Annotated in this window: 13 protein-coding genes; 11 read left to right on the top strand and 2 right to left on the bottom strand. The window is 62.8% G+C overall.

Annotation, left to right across the window (positions count from 1 at the left end; genetic code table 11):
• Positions 1 to 379 precede the first annotated feature (379 nt).
• The 4 genes from N3C12_01860 to N3C12_01845 are packed head-to-tail and all read left to right on the top strand — an operon-like array spanning position 380 to position 4,918.
• Positions 380 to 997: a MotA/TolQ/ExbB proton channel family protein gene (locus tag N3C12_01860; protein ID MCX8071186.1), complete on the top strand. Its 618-nt coding sequence runs from the start codon at positions 380 to 382 to the stop codon at positions 995 to 997.
• A complete protein-coding gene (locus N3C12_01855) occupies positions 987 to 1,403 on the top strand; it encodes a biopolymer transporter ExbD (protein ID MCX8071185.1) in 417 nt (138 codons plus the stop codon). The genes N3C12_01860 and N3C12_01855 overlap by 11 nt, the downstream gene beginning before the upstream one ends.
• A 15-nt stretch (positions 1,404 to 1,418) precedes the next feature.
• Positions 1,419 to 2,558, top strand: coding sequence for a VWA domain-containing protein (locus N3C12_01850; GenBank protein MCX8071184.1), 1,140 nt, complete (start codon positions 1,419 to 1,421; stop codon positions 2,556 to 2,558).
• A complete protein-coding gene (locus tag N3C12_01845; GenBank protein ID MCX8071183.1) occupies positions 2,555 to 4,918 on the top strand; it encodes a tetratricopeptide repeat protein in 2,364 nt (787 codons plus the stop codon). Before N3C12_01850 ends, N3C12_01845 begins: the two co-directional genes overlap by 4 nt.
• 231 nt (positions 4,919 to 5,149) lie before the next feature.
• Here the strand turns inward: N3C12_01845 and N3C12_01840 are convergent, their stop codons facing one another.
• On the bottom strand, positions 5,150 to 7,336 hold the full coding sequence (locus tag N3C12_01840; protein ID MCX8071182.1) for a hypothetical protein: 2,187 nt from the start codon (positions 7,334 to 7,336) through the stop codon (positions 5,150 to 5,152).
• A gap of 230 nt (positions 7,337 to 7,566) precedes the next feature.
• Between N3C12_01840 and N3C12_01835 the strand changes: the two genes are divergently transcribed.
• The 7 genes from N3C12_01835 to N3C12_01805 all read left to right on the top strand — a co-directional run bounded on the left by N3C12_01835 (position 7,567) and on the right by N3C12_01805 (position 16,728).
• Positions 7,567 to 10,089, top strand: coding sequence for an OmcA/MtrC family decaheme c-type cytochrome (locus N3C12_01835; GenBank protein MCX8071181.1), 2,523 nt, complete (start codon positions 7,567 to 7,569; stop codon positions 10,087 to 10,089).
• Between the two features lie 104 nt (positions 10,090 to 10,193).
• Positions 10,194 to 11,531, top strand: coding sequence for a hypothetical protein (locus N3C12_01830; GenBank protein MCX8071180.1), 1,338 nt, complete (start codon positions 10,194 to 10,196; stop codon positions 11,529 to 11,531).
• Positions 11,532 to 11,650: 119 nt separating this feature from the next.
• Positions 11,651 to 12,181, top strand: a complete 531-nt coding sequence (locus N3C12_01825; protein ID MCX8071179.1) for a hypothetical protein — start codon at positions 11,651 to 11,653, stop codon at positions 12,179 to 12,181.
• Positions 12,178 to 12,486, top strand: coding sequence for a hypothetical protein (locus tag N3C12_01820; protein MCX8071178.1), 309 nt, complete (start codon positions 12,178 to 12,180; stop codon positions 12,484 to 12,486). Before N3C12_01825 ends, N3C12_01820 begins: the two co-directional genes overlap by 4 nt.
• On the top strand, positions 12,483 to 13,058 hold the full coding sequence (locus N3C12_01815; GenBank protein ID MCX8071177.1) for a hypothetical protein: 576 nt from the start codon (positions 12,483 to 12,485) through the stop codon (positions 13,056 to 13,058). Before N3C12_01820 ends, N3C12_01815 begins: the two co-directional genes overlap by 4 nt.
• The gene (locus N3C12_01810) at positions 13,055 to 15,229 is read left to right on the top strand and encodes a hypothetical protein (protein MCX8071176.1); all 2,175 of its coding nucleotides are present in this window, start codon (positions 13,055 to 13,057) and stop codon (positions 15,227 to 15,229) included. The genes N3C12_01815 and N3C12_01810 overlap by 4 nt, the downstream gene beginning before the upstream one ends.
• Complete coding sequence (locus N3C12_01805; protein ID MCX8071175.1) at positions 15,226 to 16,728, top strand: NapC/NirT family cytochrome c; 1,503 nt, start codon at positions 15,226 to 15,228, stop codon at positions 16,726 to 16,728. Before N3C12_01810 ends, N3C12_01805 begins: the two co-directional genes overlap by 4 nt.
• A gap of 353 nt (positions 16,729 to 17,081) precedes the next feature.
• On the opposite strand, the gene N3C12_01800 is transcribed toward N3C12_01805, so the two are convergent.
• Positions 17,082 to 18,221, bottom strand: a complete 1,140-nt coding sequence (locus N3C12_01800; protein MCX8071174.1) for a 3-deoxy-7-phosphoheptulonate synthase — start codon at positions 18,219 to 18,221, stop codon at positions 17,082 to 17,084.
• Positions 18,222 to 18,234: the final 13 nt, after the last annotated feature.

The raw sequence follows: 18,234 nt of genomic DNA, 5'->3' as shown, positions 1-18,234 counted from the left end.
AGTGTTGGCCCCGTGCAAGCGAATTCTGCCAAAGCATCCAGCCTCACCTGTTCATCGATCGGCTTGGCCACTGGCCGACTCGATCGGCGCCGTTCGCGGATCGCGGTGCAGTTGGCACCCATCGGCAAACCGCACAGGTGGCCGTTGGAGCAGGTCCGCCGCTTTATGCTTGCCACCGGCGGTGCCTTTCAGTAGCGGCCTGCGCTGAGGAGCGAGGCCCAGGTAATGGCGGCGTCTTGCCCGATCGTGTTGCGCCGATCCTTGCCCGTATCGCGCTACCTAGTTCCCCTCGCTAATTTGCCCCGATGAAACTCGCATGGCTCGCACAAGATAGCGTTTGTCAGGAGGAAGCACTGTGGAGGGTCTAAGTGTACTCGACATGATTCAGCAAGGGTGGATTGCCACCTACCCCTTGCTCGCGTTTTCCGTGGCAACGGTAACGATTATCCTAGAACGCGCGTGGTCGCTGCGCGGAATCATTCCGCAAACCTTGCAATTGGCTGAGGCCATCCGCTCGCCGCTGGAAAGCGGCGACTTCCAAACCGCACTCCAAGCGACACAAGCTCAAGCGAGTACGCCAGCCGGGCGAATCTTTTCCGACGTGATTGCGCGGCACGCCACCGACTCGCTCGAGTACTTGTCGGATTTGACCGAGGACAAGCGCTTTGAAGAGATCGAAGCTCTTAAGGGGCCGCTTTGGGTGCTTGGCACGGTGAGCAGCTCCGCGCCGTTTATTGGTCTGTTCGGCACAGTGGTGGGCATTATCAAAGCGTTTCACAGCATGGCGGTGATGGGCAGCGGCGGCTTTTCTGTAGTCGCCGCCGGGATTTCCGAAGCGCTCGTGGCCACGGCCTTGGGCCTAGGCGTCGCCATCGTTGCACTCGTGTTTTACAACTTTTTCCAAACCCAGATTGAACGCATCGAAGCTGCGCTCACGATTGCGTGCAATCGTGTTCTCGATGCCATCCACCTAGGGAGGAAGGCCCGTGGCGTTTAGTACTCGGCATCGTGGCCTCAAGGGCATTGTCTCGGAAATCAACATCACGCCGCTCACCGATATTTTCCTCGTGTTGCTGATTATCTTCATGGTCACCAGCGCGGCTATGGTCGAGTCCGGAGCCAAGATCAGCCTACCGGAAGTGGATGCCACCGCCGCGCAACCGCGGGAAATCACGATCACGGTGACACCTCAGAACGACATTTACGTGAACGCACAACTCACTCCCTACGAGCAGCTCGAAGACACGCTGCGCCAGCTCATCCAAGCGCGGCCTGACGTGCCCGTGGTCCTCGAGGGCGATCGCGATGTGCTCTTTGGTCAAGCGGTGAAAATCCTGTCGCTTGCCCAAAAAGCCGGGGCCACGCAAATTGCCATTGCCGCTGAGCGACGGCGTCTGAACTAAGCTCGCCTGCTCTCTATGCCCGCTGCACCTGCTTCGCCGCAAAAACCTTTCGATCCGTGGGCGCCGCGCCCGGGGCGCACCGCCCGTTGGTTCGTGGTGTCGGGATTGGTGCACGTGGGGCTCTTGTTCGTATTCGCGACGGTCACGCTGACGGTCATTCAAAAGATCGAACAAATCCGCGTAAAAGTGGAGGAGGAAGCGGTTCCCGGTGAGGAGGTCTTCGAAGGTGCCGATTCCCTGCGGGATGTGGCTGGGGCGCTCAAGCCCGAGACTGCACTCCCGCAAAAGGCGCAGGCGGGAAGCCCCGCGGTGCAAGGGGTGCGTGCACCGGAACTGCCCAGCATCGGGGGCTTCGGGCCGAAAATTGGTGGACCGGTAGTCGACATGGCGGTGCCGGTGTCGTTTGGCGCGGGCGGAGGTGGCATTGGCGGCCTCGGCGGGCGCTTTGGCGAGTACGTGGGCGGATTGCGCAAGGTGGGGCTCGATGTGGTTTTGGTCATCGATACCACCCACAGCATGCAGTTCGTGATCGACGAAGTTCGCGGACGTTTGAAGGAGTTCGTTGCCACCCTGCAAAGATTGGTGCCGACCACACGCGTGGGCATCGTCGTCTTTCGGGACAAGGGCGACGACTACGTGGTCAAATGGACCGACCTGAGTTTCAACACCCAAAAGTTGGTCGACTTTCTTTCCACCATCCAAGCCGGCGGTGGGGGCGATTGGGAGGAAGCCGTCAAAGATGCACTCGATACCGCGGTGCACGAGCTCAAGTGGCGCAAGCAAGCAAAGAAGGTGATCATTTTGGTCGGCGATGCTCCGCCGCATTCGTGGGAGGTCGACGAAGTGAAACGGATCGTGCGCGAGTTTCGCCAACAAGGCGGGTACTTCAGCGCCATTGACGTGACCCAACCATCGCACGAAATCTTCGATCGTTTCATGTGGCGCTCTTTGCACGGCAGCGAGCCGTACAAGCCGTCACCCATGCCCGAGCATTACAAAGAGGTGGCGCGCGTGTTCGGCGAACTGAGCAAACTCGGCGGCGGGGAGATGGTCCAGCTCGGAAACAACAAGGTGCTGATGCGGACCATCCTCGAGCTGACGTTCGGCTCTCGTTGGAAAACTGAAATGGCAAAGTACGTGAAGGAGCTTCTGTGAGTTTCGTGGTCCCACGCTGCGCGGCTGCCCTTGCCTGCGCGCTCCTTGCAGGTTTCGGGGGCGCCGCGGTGTACGCCCAAAGCGCGAGCGAGATCCAAGCCGAGGTTCGGCGCGCGATTGCCCACTGGCCTGCTGGTCAGCCACCGGCGGAGCCGGCAGCCTTGCAGGCCGCAGTGGAACGTCTCGGCCCTGCGGCGCTCCAGTTCATCGCGTTGATGGACCGCGGGATACAAAGCGGCACCGAAGGAAAGGATCGCGCCACATTGCTCGAAGCGTACCGTACCGTGAGCCAGCCGTTGGAAGCGATTTACGAAAAAACCGGCGGCCAGCTCGAACGGATGGTGAAAAGGGTCATCGAGGAAGATGGCGACCTCGAGGCGCTTTACGATTCCCCGGAGTATCGCCAAGGGCAAGCGATCGGCGCGCAGGCGTTGTATTACTTGAACTGGGTGCGGTTTTACGGCGCTCGCCTGTTCGACGGGGCGCAGCGCAAGGCGCTGCTCGAAAAGGCGGCGAGCGGTTTCGCGAGCTTTCTCGGCGGGGAGAAGACCACCGACTTACAACGAGAAAGCTTGCTCGGCCGCGGGTTGTGTGCCCTCGAGCTTGGCGAGTTCGACGCTGCGATCGAGGACTTGCAAGCAGTTGCCGATGACCCGCAAAACCCGCCCGACCGCCGCCTGAAGGCACGGCTTGCGCTCCTCGATGGCTTAGTGCGCAACGGACGCTACGCCGAAGCGGTGAAGGTGTCCGCCGCACTCGCTGGACCCGATAGCGGAGATCCCCGCGCTTTATTTTTGCGGGCTCGTGCATTGCTCGAGCTGGCGAAGAAAAGCGCGGGCCCGGACGGCGAACGCCAGCGCAAGGAAGCCGTGGCCTTGCTGGAACGCGTGCGGCGTGCCGGTGGGGCGTGGGAAGAGCGAGCGCAGCAGTTGCTGCTCGCATCGGTGGACGATCCCACCAAGTACGCGCAAGATGCCACCAGCCCGCGGGCGCGTTTGGAGCTAGTGAAGATGATGTTGCAGCGAAAAGAGTTCACGCAGGCCGTGCGCACTCTGGAGGACATGGCCAAAGGGACGCAACTTTCGCCTGCTCTCGACGCCGAGCGGAGGTATTTGCTGGGCTTGGCCTATTTTCAGCTCGGTTCGTGGGAGGCAGCGGCTCGCGAGCTCGAGCAAGCCCTCACCCTGCAACGGAAAGAAGACGCGGCCGAAGCTGCCTACTTGCGCTTTAAAGCCCGCGAGAAGCTTGCCGCCGACAAACCCGAAGCGGCGGACACGCCCGAATACGAACGGGCGCTGCGCGATTACGTAGAACGCTTCCCCCAGCACCGATTTGCTTACGAAGCGTATTTTCGCCTTGGCGAGCTCCTGCAGCGCCGGCAGCAGTGCGCCGAGGCGCTCGAGTACTACCGCAACGTTACCGGCGATGCCGAATTCAAGCTCCGCGCTCGCTTCGGTGCGTTGCAGTGTCGCGTGGCTTTGCTCGGAACGAGAGGGCGTCCGAGCGAGTCGGCTATGCAAGAGGTTGGCGAGGAACTGCGGGCCTTGAGTGCTGAGCTGGCACGCGCGGAGGAAGGCAAGACCATGGACAAACAGGCGCTGAGCAGCATGCGGGCGAAGCTCGTGTTGCTGCAAGCCGCGTGGGAAAGTTGGCAGCCGGAACCCAATTGGCAGGCGATTGCCCAAATGTTGGATGGCTTCGAGCAACGTTACCCGCAGCAGGCGGAGCTTGTACCCGCGGTGGTGCGGCTGCGCTTGTTGGCATTGGCTGAACTGGCGCAGTTCCCGGCCGCGGAACAGGAAGCCGGCCGCAACGGGGCCAAGCTCCTGCAGCAGTACGGAAAAGAGGAAGTGGAACAGTTAGCAATCAAGTTCATCCGCAAGGGCACCGCCCTGCGCAATGCCGGCGATGCCAGTGCCGACGTGGCTGCTCAGAGGGTGGCGCTGCAGTTGTACCGTGCGCTGGCGGAAGCGGGCGCATTGAACGAAAGCGGCGAACTGACCTTGACGCGCCTTTACGAAAACACTGGAGACCTCGAACGCGCCGAGCAGCTTTATCGTCGAGCGTTGGAAGCCAAACCGAATTCGCTGCCGTTGCTGCGTGCACTGGCGCGCCTGGTAGAAGCGCGCGGCCGCCGCGAAGAGGCCGTGCAATTGTGGAAGCGCTACACCGAAGCGGCCCGGCCGGGGGATGCCCCCTGGTACGAAGGTCAATACCAACTCGCCCGCTTGGATCAGGAAAATGGCGCCACGAAAGCTGCGTGTGCCCGCTTACAAGAGCTCAAGCCAGCCATGCCTGGCCTCAGTGACCACGAGCTCCGCGCCCGCCTAGACGCTCTCTACAAATCAGTGTGCCGCTGAGAACCGCCACCTCGGCCCTCTCCGGGCGCACGGCCCTCGCCTCCAACATGTTCGCCCCGCCGCCCGCATGCAGCGCATCGGACCGTTCGGGCGACGCCTGCGTTGCCGCCACCTTGGCCGATCACGGTGCGTGTCGCCCGGAGGTTTGCCGGGCATGCGGGATTGAGCATCGCGCCGGCATGCATCGCCTCGATTCAATGGATGTTCGGTAGCGGCCGGCTGCAAAACTCCCTACGGAGCGAACGGGTCGATGATGCGCGGGGCCGCTCCTTCTAGGGCGGAGCGCAGGAATTCGATGCGTTGGCGGCGGGCTTCGGCTGCGTCTTGCGCACAGTAATGGCCTTCACTGCCGATGGCCGGCGAGAGTGCCGCGCAGCCGGGTGTCGGGGGTAGATTAGGAATTCCGGTGGGGACGAACTGGAAAAAGGCAGCGGTGGTCTGGGCATCGATGTTGCCCTGCAAGGGTCCGCTGACGACTGACAAAAACGGCACCGGGCGTTGCACCGGGGCAAGGTGGGGAATGGGTCCCATGAGCCAGGCCAAGGCTTCGGTGGTGTGGTTGGGAACTAGCGAATCTTCCAAGCCCTCGGTGAGCAACACGCTCGCTTTTTTGCGTGTGCCGGCCACTTCCAACGGTTCGCGATACAAAAAACGGCCGTGATTGTGTTCGTCTTGCCGATCGAAGCCGTGCTGGAAGAGCGACATGGCGGTCCAAATATCGGCCGGCGTCATGTTGGGGAACACTTGGCCGAGCAGACGCACGAAGTCATCGGGCCGCTGGTGGATCAACGTTTCCGTGAGACGCGCCCCGCCAACTACCAACGCAGCCGCGCCAATTTCGGGTGCGTACGGCAACAAGCCCGGGGCATAATTTGCACCCTGACTGATGCCTACGTAGGTAAGGGGCAGCGAAGGATCGAGATCCGGCACTCCGTCCGGCGCCCCCACCGGCAGCACGTCCAACGAGCCGAGGCTTTTGAGCAAGCGCACGAAAGCCAGTTGTTCGGCGTTGAGCTCCGTCCAGTAATCGGGGATGCGGCGATCTTGCACGAGAGCGAAGAACACTGCGGTCACCTGCCGCACAATGGCCTCTTCCTGGTTGGTTGCGCCGGCGCTGACTTCGCGATTCAAATTGTCGGTAAACCCTGCCACCGCAAATCCCGCGCTTGCCAGATAATCGCGCGCCTCGATGGGCACCTCACGCTCCGCGCTTCCCGGGTTGCCATGCTGGTACATGGTAATGGGCGCAGGCCGCTCCAGGCTGGCTTTGGGCAACGCCAGAACGAAGCCGACGCGATTGGTCTTGGTTTGCCGCGGGCGCCCATTGGCGTCGCGCGCCAAGTACAAGCCGTCGCGCCAATCCGGCGCCTCCCAGGTGCCTCGCACAATGGCAGCCACAGCACTCGTCGGTGAACTTTCCGGCGTGACCAGAGAGACCTCGAATCGAGGCGGCGGGGCGTTGTCCACCTGCTCTTTGATGGCCAGCAAGTCGTCAGCAATGCTGCGCATGCTGCGCACCGACAAGCGAACGGCTAGCAAGGCAGAGCTCGCAAGCGCCGGTTCTCGCTCTGCGACCACACTGAGCACCTCACGGCTGAGCGCTCGCACCTTGCGTACCGCAGCGCTGTCGCCCGCTTGCTCGGCTCCGAGCACGCGCCGGAAAAACGGCGTGGGGCGAAACGGCTCTCCCGCGACATTCCGCAGCGGCGCAGCCACCACCAAGCCGTACCGTCCCCCCGGCGTTAACGAGATGGAAGGGAAGAGCAAGAGACTGTGGCTGCGCACGCCGAGCACGCTGGCTTCATCGCGCACCATGATCCGAAACGGCACGCGCTGGCCGAACGTGGGCGATCCAGGGGTGAGATCGAACAAGCCGATGCTCTGCCCGCTTTCCAAAGATTCCGCGGGCGTAAGCGGCAGGGATTGGAGATCGGGCGCGTCGCTCAGCTCGATGACAAAATGGGCAATGGGGCTAAAGCCATCGAGGCGGTTTACCTCGCGGAGCAAAATGCGGAAGATGCCGTTTACATCGCTGGTGGCAACCGGGGGCGCAATGTTCAACCGCACCCCCGTCGGCTGATTCGCATCGTCCGCGAGCCAGTAGTCATCCGGGAACGGATTCGTGCGGCGCAGGTCTTCGCGGTCGTAGTAGACCACCGACCCGGGACAGCCCTCCAGCACCGCGCGCACCGCGCGCACAATTTCGTCTACCGTAACCTCACCGTTGCCGTTGGCGTCCGCCGCCGCGCACGCTCCAAGGCTCTCTTCCTGTAGGACCAAGCGCACGCTGAGGATCACTTCATCCACGGTGACCTCACCGTTGCGGTTGCAATCCCCCGGACAGAGCGCCCGCGCTCCAGCCGCGAAAAATGCGCAACCCAAGAACAGCGCCGACGCCGCACGACCAAACCCTGGCATAGCGCTGCTCTCGTACCACTAAATCACCGCTCGACACAAACCAATTGCCAGCAAGAAAAATAGGAAAACCCCTTCACGACTTGGCCTGGATATGGCAGCTAGATGCTATGAAGGCAGCACTCCCGGGTCAGGTCTCGCGATTCATTTGGGGCGCGTTGCGGGATCTTTGCTGCCCGCAGCCGCATCGCTGGCGTGGGGTAGCACTTCATCTGAGGAAAGGGGGAACGTGCATGAGTGGATCGGCTATGCGGTGGTTCGAAGGGCTCGTGATTGCGGCCGTGGTAGCTTTTGCCCTGGGTGCATCCTCTCGACCAGCAGGGGCGATCTGCGTCAGCGATTGCAATGGCGATGGCGAGGTGACGGTGGACGAAGTTGTGACTGCTGTGAACATCGCGCTCGGCTCGGCTGCCATCGCCGCCTGCCCGGCAGCCGACAGCAATGGGGATCAAACGGTCTCCATCGAGGAGATCCTGCAAGCAGTGATCGCCGTGTTGCAGGGATGCCCGCAGGCGTCGCCAACCGCGACCCCTACTGCCGCGGAGCCAACGCCCACGCCCACGATCGCGCCTTTTTCTCCCAGTCCTACCGTGGCCGAGCCGACACCGACGCCCACGGCTGCAGCGTTCACGGCGACGCCGACTCCATCGCCACCGGAAACTCCTTCTCCCACTGCATCGCGGACGGCCACCCCGATCGTTCTCCCCACACCCGTGGGCCAAGGGGTGAAATCCGCGATTGTCGACGCAAGTTTCGATGACAGCCGCCGCTTGCGCGTGCTGTTTACCTTGACGGCGGACGATGGCACGCCTCTCACTCCAGTCTTGACTGCGACGCAAAACCCGGCGCAGGCACGGGTGCGTTTTACGCTAGCGCACATCGAAGAGTACGCCGGCGGCGGGGAGTTCAACCGCTCCTTTGACCGGTATGTGAACGACATCAACCGCACGCGGCCGGCGTACGACTCGGGCGGCACGCTGGAAACGGTGGACGCCACCCGCGGTCTCTACCGCTACACCTTCCGGCGGACACTCGAAAATGTGGTTGCCGGTGCCACCTACACCGTCGGACTGCAAGTCGACCGACTCCTCGAGGGCGTGCAGCGTAGCGCCAACCCGGTGTTCGACTTCGTGCCGGGGGGTGGCACTCCGCAAATTCGCGCCGGCAGCACCACGGCACAATGCAATAGTTGCCACGATCCTCTCGTTGCCCACGGCAATCGGCGCGAACTCCGCCTGTGCACGCTGTGCCACACCCAGGAGGCCGTGGATGAACGCGGGCGCAGCGTGGATATGGGCGTGATGGTGCATAAAATTCACCGCGGCAAGGAGCTGCCCTCGGTTGTTTCCGGGCCGCCGGGAACCAAGTACGCCATCTACAGCAGCTTTCAGCGCCAGGATATCGTGTTTGCCGAAAAGCATGCGGACGGAACGGTCACTGGTGTCGGCTTCCCGCGTGCCATCGAGTACTGCGCTGTATGCCACAGCGACGGCGCCACGGCTTCATACCACCTTACCCGCCCGAGCACTGCAGCTTGCACGTCATGCCACGACGATGTGAATCCATCCACGCAACCGACTGCAGCGGGCGAGCCGGGAACCAATCACTTCCAAGGACGTGGGTTCGAGGATGGCGACTGTGCTTTTTGCCACGAGGCCGACTCCGGGCGAGAATTCGATGTCTCCGTTGCTGGTGCGCACGTGGTCCCGGGTCGCTCGCGCCAGCTTGCTGGCTTGGCAGTGAACATCGTCGGCCTTCGCGATCACGGTGCTGGACAAAGGCCGACGGTGTCGTTCCGGGTGACCGACCGCAATGGCACTGCTTTGACCGATCTCTCCCGCCTTAACCGATTGGCCTTTACCTTGAGTGGACCCACGACAGAGTACGCAAGCATGCTCGTGGCGGTAGCCGCCGGGGCAGGGGCGTCAGGCACGTTGGCCGGCCCCGACGAGAGCGGCCTCTTTACTTACCGCTTCCCGTTCCCCATCCCTGCGAGTGCAAGCGGCACCTGGGCGATCGGCGCTGAGGCGCGGCGGCAGGTCACCTTGGCGGGGATCGATCCGATTGGCCCGAAGACGTTTCAGGAAGCGGCATCGAACCCGGTGGTGACCTTTAGCGTCGACGGCTCTGCGCCAGTGGTGCGTCGGGCAGTCGTGGATGATCAGCTTTGCGCGCAGTGCCACGGCGACTTTTCCGTCGATTTCAGCGTGCACGGGAATCTCCGCAACTCCATGGAGTACTGCGTCATGTGCCACAATCCCGATCAAACCGACGTGGCGCGCCGCCGGCGGGATTCAGCAGCGGTAGCGGCCGGCGATGCTACGGCCACCATCGATTTCAAAGTGCTGATTCACAAAATCCACACCGGCGAAGAGTTGGAGCAAAAGCCTTACATCGTGTATGGCTTCGGCCCGCCACCGGTTAACTTCACGCGCTTCGATTTCTCCGAGGTTCTGTTCCCTGGCGATCGGCGCAATTGCCGCACCTGCCACCTGGCCAGCACGTATTTGATCCCGCCGTTCCCCGGACCTGCCAAGGGCTCGCTGCTCACCCATCTCGATCCGGTTACTGGCAACGAGGTCGTCGACGGACGCGAAGGACCGATCACATCGGCATGCACCTCGTGCCACGATGGTGCAGTGGCCAAAGCCCATGCTGCCACGCAAACGACAAGCGCCGGACACGAAGCCTGTGCAGTCTGCCACGCGGAGGGACGCTCGTTCCCGGTTTCGGGTGCGCATGCACGGGCGTTCTGAAGATGGCTTAAGCAAGCTGGTGCACGAGCGAAGCAGGGGTTCCAGCGGATCGAGGCAGACCATGTCGCCGGGCGCGTGAGCAATCGGCAGTGCCGGGTAATCCAATGCGGTGGCCGTTTCGGGTGGTGCTCGGGTGGGCTGCGGTAGCAGGGCTGTGGGCAGCCGGAGCGAGCGCTGCGGATTTCTCGGCGGGTATGACCGGAAACAGCCAACTGCGCGAGGGCTTTGCCCGCGACTCCACAGAAGCGCCGACCAACTTGTACGGTGCAATCTTGGCTCCTGATCTGCACCACGGCGTCGGTGGAGAGACCTATTTCCGCTTGGCGCGCGATTGGAGCCGGGCGGACAGTGCGTCCGACTTTTACCTTGGCTTTGCCCGTGTGCCAATCCGCGGCATCGAGCTTTCCTTGGGCCGACAACTGATTGACGAAGTGCCTGGCGCGATCACCGTTGCCGATGCCGGGAGGTTGCGCATCGACCGTGGCGGTCCGCTTGCTGTCTCCGTATTCGGGGGACAACCGCGCTATTTCGAGCCGCTGCGCGGACCTGAGTTGGTTTCGCAAGACGAGCAAGTGTTCGGTGGTTCGGCGCGTTGGCGATCGCGCCCGCTGGGGCAGTTGGTCGCGAGTTTCGCCCAGGTCCAACGCGAGCAGCAGCGCGTGAGCCAGCTTGCCGGTCTTACTTGGGCACAATCATTTGCGCAGTTGCCACTGCGTCCGCAGACTTACGCTTTGGCCGCTTACGACACCGCGGAACGGAATTTCCAACAAGCCACAGCCGGTGCGGGGCTGGTGCTGCATCCGCGCGTTTTCGCTCGCCTCGAGGGAACGTATTACAAACCAGAGCAACGCTCGGGCGCGATTTTGCCTGGACTCGACCGCTTCGCGGATCCGCTATTCTCGCTCTTTTCCGTAAGTGCCTTGCGTCAAGCGCGGGCAGGCTTGCAGTATCAACTGCGTGCAAACTTGTCGTGCTCGCTCGACTATGGCTTTCAATCGTTCGAAACATCTCCGGGACAGGGGGTGGAAGGCAACCAGGGCAGCGTGGGTTTGCTCTGGCTTCCAGAAGGCGACGGGCTGGAAGTCGTTCGCGCTGAGTTTGCGGTTACCGACAGCCGCGGCGGAAGCTTGGCTGCGCTGCGGGCCTATTACGAGAACCGCGTTTACCAGAAGATTTTGTTTCGCACCAAGATCGAGATTGCTCGCTTCGATAAGCGAACTCATGAACAGGACACGGTAGTGAGTGGTCGCTTAGGCGTCGGCTACGAGCTGTCCCCGGGCTTGTTGATGGAAGTGAATTTCGAGGGCAACCGCTCACCGCGCTTCGATCGGGAATTCCGGCTCGGATTGTTCCTCACGTACAATCTCCGTTACCGCAACGGCTGGCAGACGCCTACGATCGAACGTCCAGTGTTACGTTATCCAGGAGGGTGGGCTGGGTGACGCGTCGGCTGGTCCTGGTCGCTTTCGTGGCCGCCGTGGCAATCCCTTTAGTTAGCGGTTGCCGGCAATGGCTACCGACGACTGCTTATCTGCAACCGCGAACCGAAGCAGCGAGGCGGATGAGCACCCGCGATGCGCGGCAGCGCTTCGATCACGCCGCGCATCGCCGTGCCCTGCAGGAGCGCGGCGTGGTGTGCGTGGACTGCCACTCCTTTGCCTTGCGGATCGAAACCGACGATGAAGAGCTGGCGAAAACTTTGTCCGCCTACGCATTCCACCCCGGCAGCACGGCCTGCCATTCGTGCCATTTATCGGGCGAATACAAAATGCTGGCGGCACCGCGGCGGTGTCTCGCTTGTCACGGCAACTTGTGGCCTTTGCTTCCCGACGATCATCGTGCCGGCTGGCAAACGGCACACGCCACGGTAAGCCAGGCCGACAACCAGCGCTGCCAAGATTGCCACCACGAGCAAGAGTGCGCGGACTGCCACGCGCGCCGCGACACCATCGATACCCGTGTCCACGAGCGTGGTTTTCGCTTCTTTCACTCCATCGAAGCGTGGGCCAACCCGATGCAATGCAGCAGTTGTCACCGGGCGGATTTCTGTATTCAGTGCCATCGCATGAGCGGCATCGGAGGGGGCGGATGATGCGACGGCTATGGGGAGTCGTGTTTGTCTGCTGGCTGGCAGCCTGCGGGGAAGATGCGCCTCCGACCAGCGAGAACTACGGAAATTTGTTGGAGTCGCCTGCGGGGTTGATTTTGGTTGCGGAGGAACATCCCTCAGGCTGGGGCCGTGCCGACTGTTTTGCTTGCCACCCGCCACACAAGCTACACCTGGTGAATCGCACCGGCATCCCCGACCTGGACCTCACGTTTATCCGCCAGGTCGTTGCAAACCAGGGCGAGGCAAGCTGCAGCGCGTGCCACGGCGACAATGGAGTCGGGCGATGAAACGCGTCGTATGGCTATGGTTGCTGTTCCTGCTGAGCACGCCCGCGCGGGCAGCGAGCAACGAGGACAACCCCCACTGGATGCTCAAGCCCGATGGGGAGGCTGACGAGGAGAAGTGCGCCATTTGCCACGACGAGGACAAAAACTTGCTCTCCTCGAAAGAAGAGACCTGCCTGAGCTGCCACGACCGCACGTTGCACAGTGGCTCGGCTGAGCATTTGCGTGCCACCGCAGCGCAAGTGGAGCGCTTGCTGCCACCTAAGGAAAAGGTACGGCTGGAGTTCCCGCTCGCTGAGGACGGCCGCATGTACTGTGGGACTTGTCACTTGTTTCACGACCCGCGCGTTGACGAGGTGACTTTGGCCGCCCCACGCACGCTCCCGAGCGAGGGCCTGGCAATGGAAATCCGCCAGGCGCTTGAGGAGAAGATTCACGCATTGCTCGCCACCCGAGCAGAAGCCGGAGACGTCGAGTGGTCGTTCGCGCCCAAATCCACTGGCTTTTTGCGGCTGCCGATTGGCGGCAACGAACTTTGCGTGGCTTGCCACGAAAAGGAGGGAGGCGGGCGGTGATTCGCGTGCGTTCCCTCACGATTGCCGGGATCGCCTGGCTGGCCACGAGTTGCGGCGACCCGGGCGCTCCGCAGTATTCCGGCAGCCCGCCGCCGGTCGCGACCGCTTTCGGCACTTGCGCATTTTGCCATGCCGACGAGGCCAACGGCGTGTTACCGGTGGCCAACGTGCTCGCGTGTACCACCTGTCACGCCGATGCGCGCCCGGGGGTTGCCGGTCCTGGACACCGCGCAATTCCCTCCACGGTGCTCGTTCCTTCCTTCCCCCCGGCTGGCCACCGCCTGCGAGCAGAAGCCGTGTTCGGCGCCTGCGCCTTTTGCCACAATGCCACCGGTGGAGCGATGCTCGCGTTTGCCGACACGGTGCGCTGCGAAACCTGCCACCCGACTGCAATCACCGCCGCGTTCGGCCCCCGACACCGCAGCCTTCCGAACACCAGCATCGTTCCGCAAGCGGCAGCGGATCCCCATGCTCCTGGGGCGGAACGGGCCTGGGGTTCTTGTTCCTTGTGCCACAACGAGGTCGCGCGACAAATGCAGGCCCTCGGCCCGGTCGCCCGTGAGCTCGCGTGCAGCACCTGCCATCGTGAGCAAACCCCAGGTCAGTTTGGTCGCGGCCATTTCACTTTGCCCGGAGACGAGGTCGTACCCGAACCTGCAACACACCCGCACGCTCTCGGTGACGAACGCGCCTGGGGCTCGTGCTCACTTTGCCACAACCAGGTCGCGCGCGATCTGCAAGAGGCATTCGGCTCGCAGTTCGAGCTCTCCTGCAGCACGTGCCACAGCGAGCAAACGCCCGGCCGCTTCGGTCCCGGCCATTATACCCTCCCCCCGGCCACCGTTGTGCCGAACCCACCGAGCGAGCCGCATCGACCTGATGCAGAGCGCACCTGGGGAACGTGCGCCCTGTGTCACAACAAGGTTGCACAACAAATGCACGCCTTGGGTGGGGCGGCAGAGGGGCTCGCTTGCAGCACCTGCCACCGTGAGCAAATTCCCGGGCAGTTCGGTCCCGGACACTTCGATTTACCCCGACCGGATCTCGTGCCCGTGCCGGCCGCCGACCCCCACGCCCCGGGGCCCGAGCGGGTTTGGGGCGCTTGCGCCTTGTGCCACAACGAACAGACGCGCGCGCTGGAAAGTGTGCTTGGGCCGCCGTCGGACGTTCGTTGCGACACGTGCCATGCCGATGCCCTCCCGGGCATGTTCGCGCCGGGACATCGCCGCCGGCCGTCGTCGGCGCTGGTGCCCAATCCACCTGCGGATCCCCATCGGCCGAGCGCTGCGGTGGCGCGCTCGGGAAGTTGTGCCTATTGCCACGCCCAACTGGCGACGAATCTCGCGCCGGTGACGGCGGAATTGTCTTGCACCGTGTGCCATCGAGAAGTGACGGCGGGTGTCTACGGGCCGGGGCATCGACGGATGCCTGACGCCACCCTGGTGCCGGCGTTCGTCGGTGCGGACCACGCGCTTGGGATTTGGCAGCCCTTCGGGACGTGTGCGTACTGCCATCGCGACTTGTCTGAGCGCGTGGCTGCCAGCAATGCGGCCGAGCTGGGCTGTGTCGTTTGCCATGATCAGCGGCTCGGCGATTTCGGTCCGGCACATCGGTCGTTGCCAACAGCGGAGTTGGTGCCGAGCTTTGTCGGTGTAGCGCACGACAGCGGTGCGCGGCGCGTGTTCGGGACTTGTACGTTTTGTCATAGCAGCACGGCCGACCGCGCCTGGCAGTTCACTCATGGCACGCTGGTAATTGAGTGCGAGAAGTGTCACATGGCGAACACGGGCGCTCGCTATGGCGAGGGACATCAGTCCATCGTGGCGTGCGTCGAGTGTCATGGCAGCGAGCGCAAGACCCACCACGACCCCGCTTCTGGCACTGACTCCGAGTGTGCCAACTGCCACCAACCGCACGGGAGCCCGAACTTGTTCCTGATTCGTGATCGGATCGTGTCCCCCGCTGGCGGCGAGCGCCCGCTCCGCCTCGAAAACCTGCGCGGACAAGACGATGCGGGCTTCACCAGCGTGTCCGAGCCCGGATCCGGGCTTTGCGAAGTGTGCCACACAGCCACGCGTTTCTTCCGCAGCGACGGCGGCGGAGAGCCGCACTTCACGTTCCCTTGTTTCACTTGCCACCCGCATGCTTTGGGGTTTTCGGTGCGACCATGAGCGAGCGTCCGTCCTTGTGGCGAAATCCCCTGTCGACGGCCGGCTGGGCCATTGCTGCTCTCGCCCTGGTCGCCTTCGTGTTCCTGTGGCTGTACGACACTCTAGCCCCCGGTCCTTCAGCGCCGTATGCGGGCATTGTCATCTTCATCGTAACCCCGGCTTTTTTGCTCTTCGGTTTGGCGCTGGTGCCGGTAGGCTGGTGGTGGAGCTGGCGGCGCTGGAAGCGCACCGGGGCGCCTTGGGTGTTAGAGTGGCCGGTGATCGACTTGAATCGCGCCGCGACCCGTCGGGCGGTGGCTGGCGCAGCCGCTGCGGGCACCGGATTTTTGTTCTTGTCGGCGTTCGGTGCCTTCCAAGCGTACGAGGCCACTGAGTCGGTGACGTTTTGCGGGGCGTTGTGCCACCATGTAATGGGGCCGGAGTACGCTGCCTATCAGATTTCGCCGCACGCGCGGGTCGCGTGCGTGGAGTGCCATGTCGGCTCGGGGGCCGACTGGTACATTCGGTCGAAAGTCTCCGGGGTGCGGCAACTGTATGCCTACCTCACCCATCGCTACGCGCGCCCCATTCCCGTGCCGATTCACAACTTGCGCCCCGCTACGGAGACATGCCAAACCTGCCACTGGCCGGAAAAATCGTACGGCGTCGTCGGGCGCCGTTACGTGTACTTCTTAGCCGACGAGCAAAACAGCCGCTGGGAAACTGACCTGGAATTGCTGGTCGGCGGCGGACGGCCGGGTACACCGGCCGCTAGTGGTATTCACTGGCACATGCAGGTTGAGAACGTGGTGGAATACGTCGCCGGGGATGAAAGCCGTTCGACGATCTTGTGGGTGCGGGCGACGAACCGCTCGACCGGTGAGCGCGTACTCTACCGTTCCGCCGAGGCTGAGGGGGATCCGCCGCCGGATGCGAAGTGGCGTACGATGGACTGCATCGACTGTCACAACCGTCCCGCCCACGTATTCCGTTCGCCTCGCGATACTGTAAACGAGGCCTTGGCCGCGGGTGTGCTCGATCCGCGGCTGCCCTCGCTGAAACAAGAAGCGATCGAGCTGCTAACCGAGGATTACCCTGATCGAGCGACGGCGCTGGCCGCAATCGCGGATGGTTTGCCAGCGTACTACCGTGCGAACTTTCCCGAGGTCGCCGAGCGAGAGACCGATGCTATCGGTCGGGCAGTCCGCGAGCTGCAGCGGATTTATGCAGAAAATTTCTTCCCGGAGATGAAGGTGCGGTGGGATGCCTACCCCTCTCACGCCAGCCATTTATTTTCGCCAGGCTGCTTTCGCTGCCATGCCGGAAAGCACGCGGCCGACGATGGCCGAATCATCCGCAGTGAGTGCAACTTGTGCCACATCGTTCGGGCACAAGGGCCTCCCGAGAAAAAGCAGTACGCCACCACAGCCGCGGGCCTCGAGTTCGAGCACCCGGCCGATGTCGGCTCGGATTGGAAAGAATCGCCCTGCCACGAGTGCCATTCCGGCGCTGCCCCGTGAGGGGTGTACCGGTGCGGGGGCGAATACGGAATGGCGAATAGCGGACGCAGTTTCGGTGCCGGTTGGGCTCCCATCGATCGGGTCAGCCTTTCACTGCCATACGAATGGTCCCAAGACATCCCAGCGTTACGTCGCCAGCGACGCCCCCGTCGGGTTGTAGGGGCAACCCTTGATCCCCGGTTTTCGCCGGACACAGTATCGCGACTTCTCATGTGGCCGTGAGCCCGCGCTACCCCACGCGGAGCTGGTGCAAGGCCTGCCTTTACCCGTCGGGTGAATGTTGGGGAACCCATGGGGGTGCGGAAATTCCCGCTCCCGGCGGGCAAATGCAGAACGCCTTTGGGTGTTGATGCTTACGCGGTTCCCGTGGCGCGCGGGGCAACTTCCGCGTGGGCGTAAATGCGCAGCCGTTCGAGGTAGGTTTTGCGCACCAGTTCGACGTCGCGCAAAAACGGCTCAAGTTCCGAGAGCAAGAGCGCTTGCGGCCCGTCGCACAGTGCCTCCTCGGGCCGTGGGTGGAAATCCACCAAGACCATATTCGCGCCAGCGATGATCCCCTGCGCGGTCACGTGCGCGATGTCCAAAATTCCGTCCGGCGCCATGGCCTTCTTGCCTACGGAGTGCGAGGGGTCGATGCACACGGGGAGCCGCGTCAGGCGTTTGACCACCGGCACGTGCGCGAAGTCGACAAAGTTCCGGTGCGGGTCGCCAAGATGCGTTTTCATCCCACGCAGGCAAAACACGATCCGGTGGTTGCCGCCAGTGGCCAGATATTCGCACGCATTGAGCGATTCATCGAGTGTAATTCCCATGCCGCGCTTAAACAGGATGGGGAAATCCTGTTGCTGGCCCACCGCTTTGAGTAGCTCGAAGTTTTGCGCATTCCGGGTACCGATTTGCAACATCACTCCGGTGGGGTTGCCAGCCGCAGCGAGGGCGTTGCGGATTTCGTCGACGTGCGACTCGTGCGTAACCTCCATCGCGATAATCTTGATGCCGTATTTGCCCGCCAATTCGAATACGTAGGGTAGGCAGTTCTTGCCGTGGCCTTGGAAGTCATAAGGACTCGTCCGCGGTTTGTATGCGCCCGCCCGCGTGGTCGTGAGTCCGACATCGCGCAGCGCCCGAAACATGAGCTCCACATTTTCCCGCGTGTCCACCGCACATAGGCCGGCGAACACATGGAATGTGTCCTGGGTAAACTGCAACCCGTTGTATTCGAAACCCACCACCTCGGCTTGGCCCTCGTGCCGCCCGATGGCGCGGTATTTTTCGTGAATGCGGATCACCTTTTCCACGGCTTCCATTTCCTCGAAGGGTTCGACCGGAATCGAGGTTGTGGGGCCAAGCAAGTAGACTTCGGTGAGCACGCGCGTTGCACCCTGGATCTTGCGCACCACCGCACGCACTTCGGGGTAACGCTCGGCCACTTTGACGACTTCCCGCACCGCGGCCGAGTCCGGGTCGACGTCGGCTTTCATCACGATGATCATACTTCTGCCCGTT

The organism is Candidatus Binatia bacterium (genome assembly GCA_026415395.1).
GTDB lineage: Bacteria > Desulfobacterota > Binatia > HRBIN30 > HRBIN30 > HRBIN30.
This window is presented reverse-complemented; position numbering and strand designations above follow the sequence as displayed.

Excerpts from the sequence above, each read along its gene's own strand:
- N3C12_01860 (MCX8071186.1), top strand. The coding sequence starts at position 380 with ATGATTCAGCAAGGGTGGATTGCCACCTACCCCTTGCTCGCGTTTTCC.
- N3C12_01850 (MCX8071184.1), top strand. The coding sequence starts at position 1,419 with ATGCCCGCTGCACCTGCTTCGCCGCAAAAACCTTTCGATCCGTGGGCG.
- N3C12_01840 (MCX8071182.1), bottom strand. The coding sequence starts at position 7,336 with ATGCCAGGGTTTGGTCGTGCGGCGTCGGCGCTGTTCTTGGGTTGCGCA.
- N3C12_01835 (MCX8071181.1), top strand. The coding sequence starts at position 7,567 with ATGAGTGGATCGGCTATGCGGTGGTTCGAAGGGCTCGTGATTGCGGCC.
- N3C12_01830 (MCX8071180.1), top strand. The coding sequence starts at position 10,194 with ATGCGGTGGCCGTTTCGGGTGGTGCTCGGGTGGGCTGCGGTAGCAGGG.
- N3C12_01825 (MCX8071179.1), top strand. The coding sequence starts at position 11,651 with ATGAGCACCCGCGATGCGCGGCAGCGCTTCGATCACGCCGCGCATCGC.
- N3C12_01820 (MCX8071178.1), top strand. The coding sequence starts at position 12,178 with ATGATGCGACGGCTATGGGGAGTCGTGTTTGTCTGCTGGCTGGCAGCC.
- N3C12_01815 (MCX8071177.1), top strand. The coding sequence starts at position 12,483 with ATGAAACGCGTCGTATGGCTATGGTTGCTGTTCCTGCTGAGCACGCCC.
- N3C12_01805 (MCX8071175.1), top strand. The coding sequence starts at position 15,226 with ATGAGCGAGCGTCCGTCCTTGTGGCGAAATCCCCTGTCGACGGCCGGC.
- N3C12_01800 (MCX8071174.1), bottom strand. The coding sequence starts at position 18,221 with ATGATCATCGTGATGAAAGCCGACGTCGACCCGGACTCGGCCGCGGTG.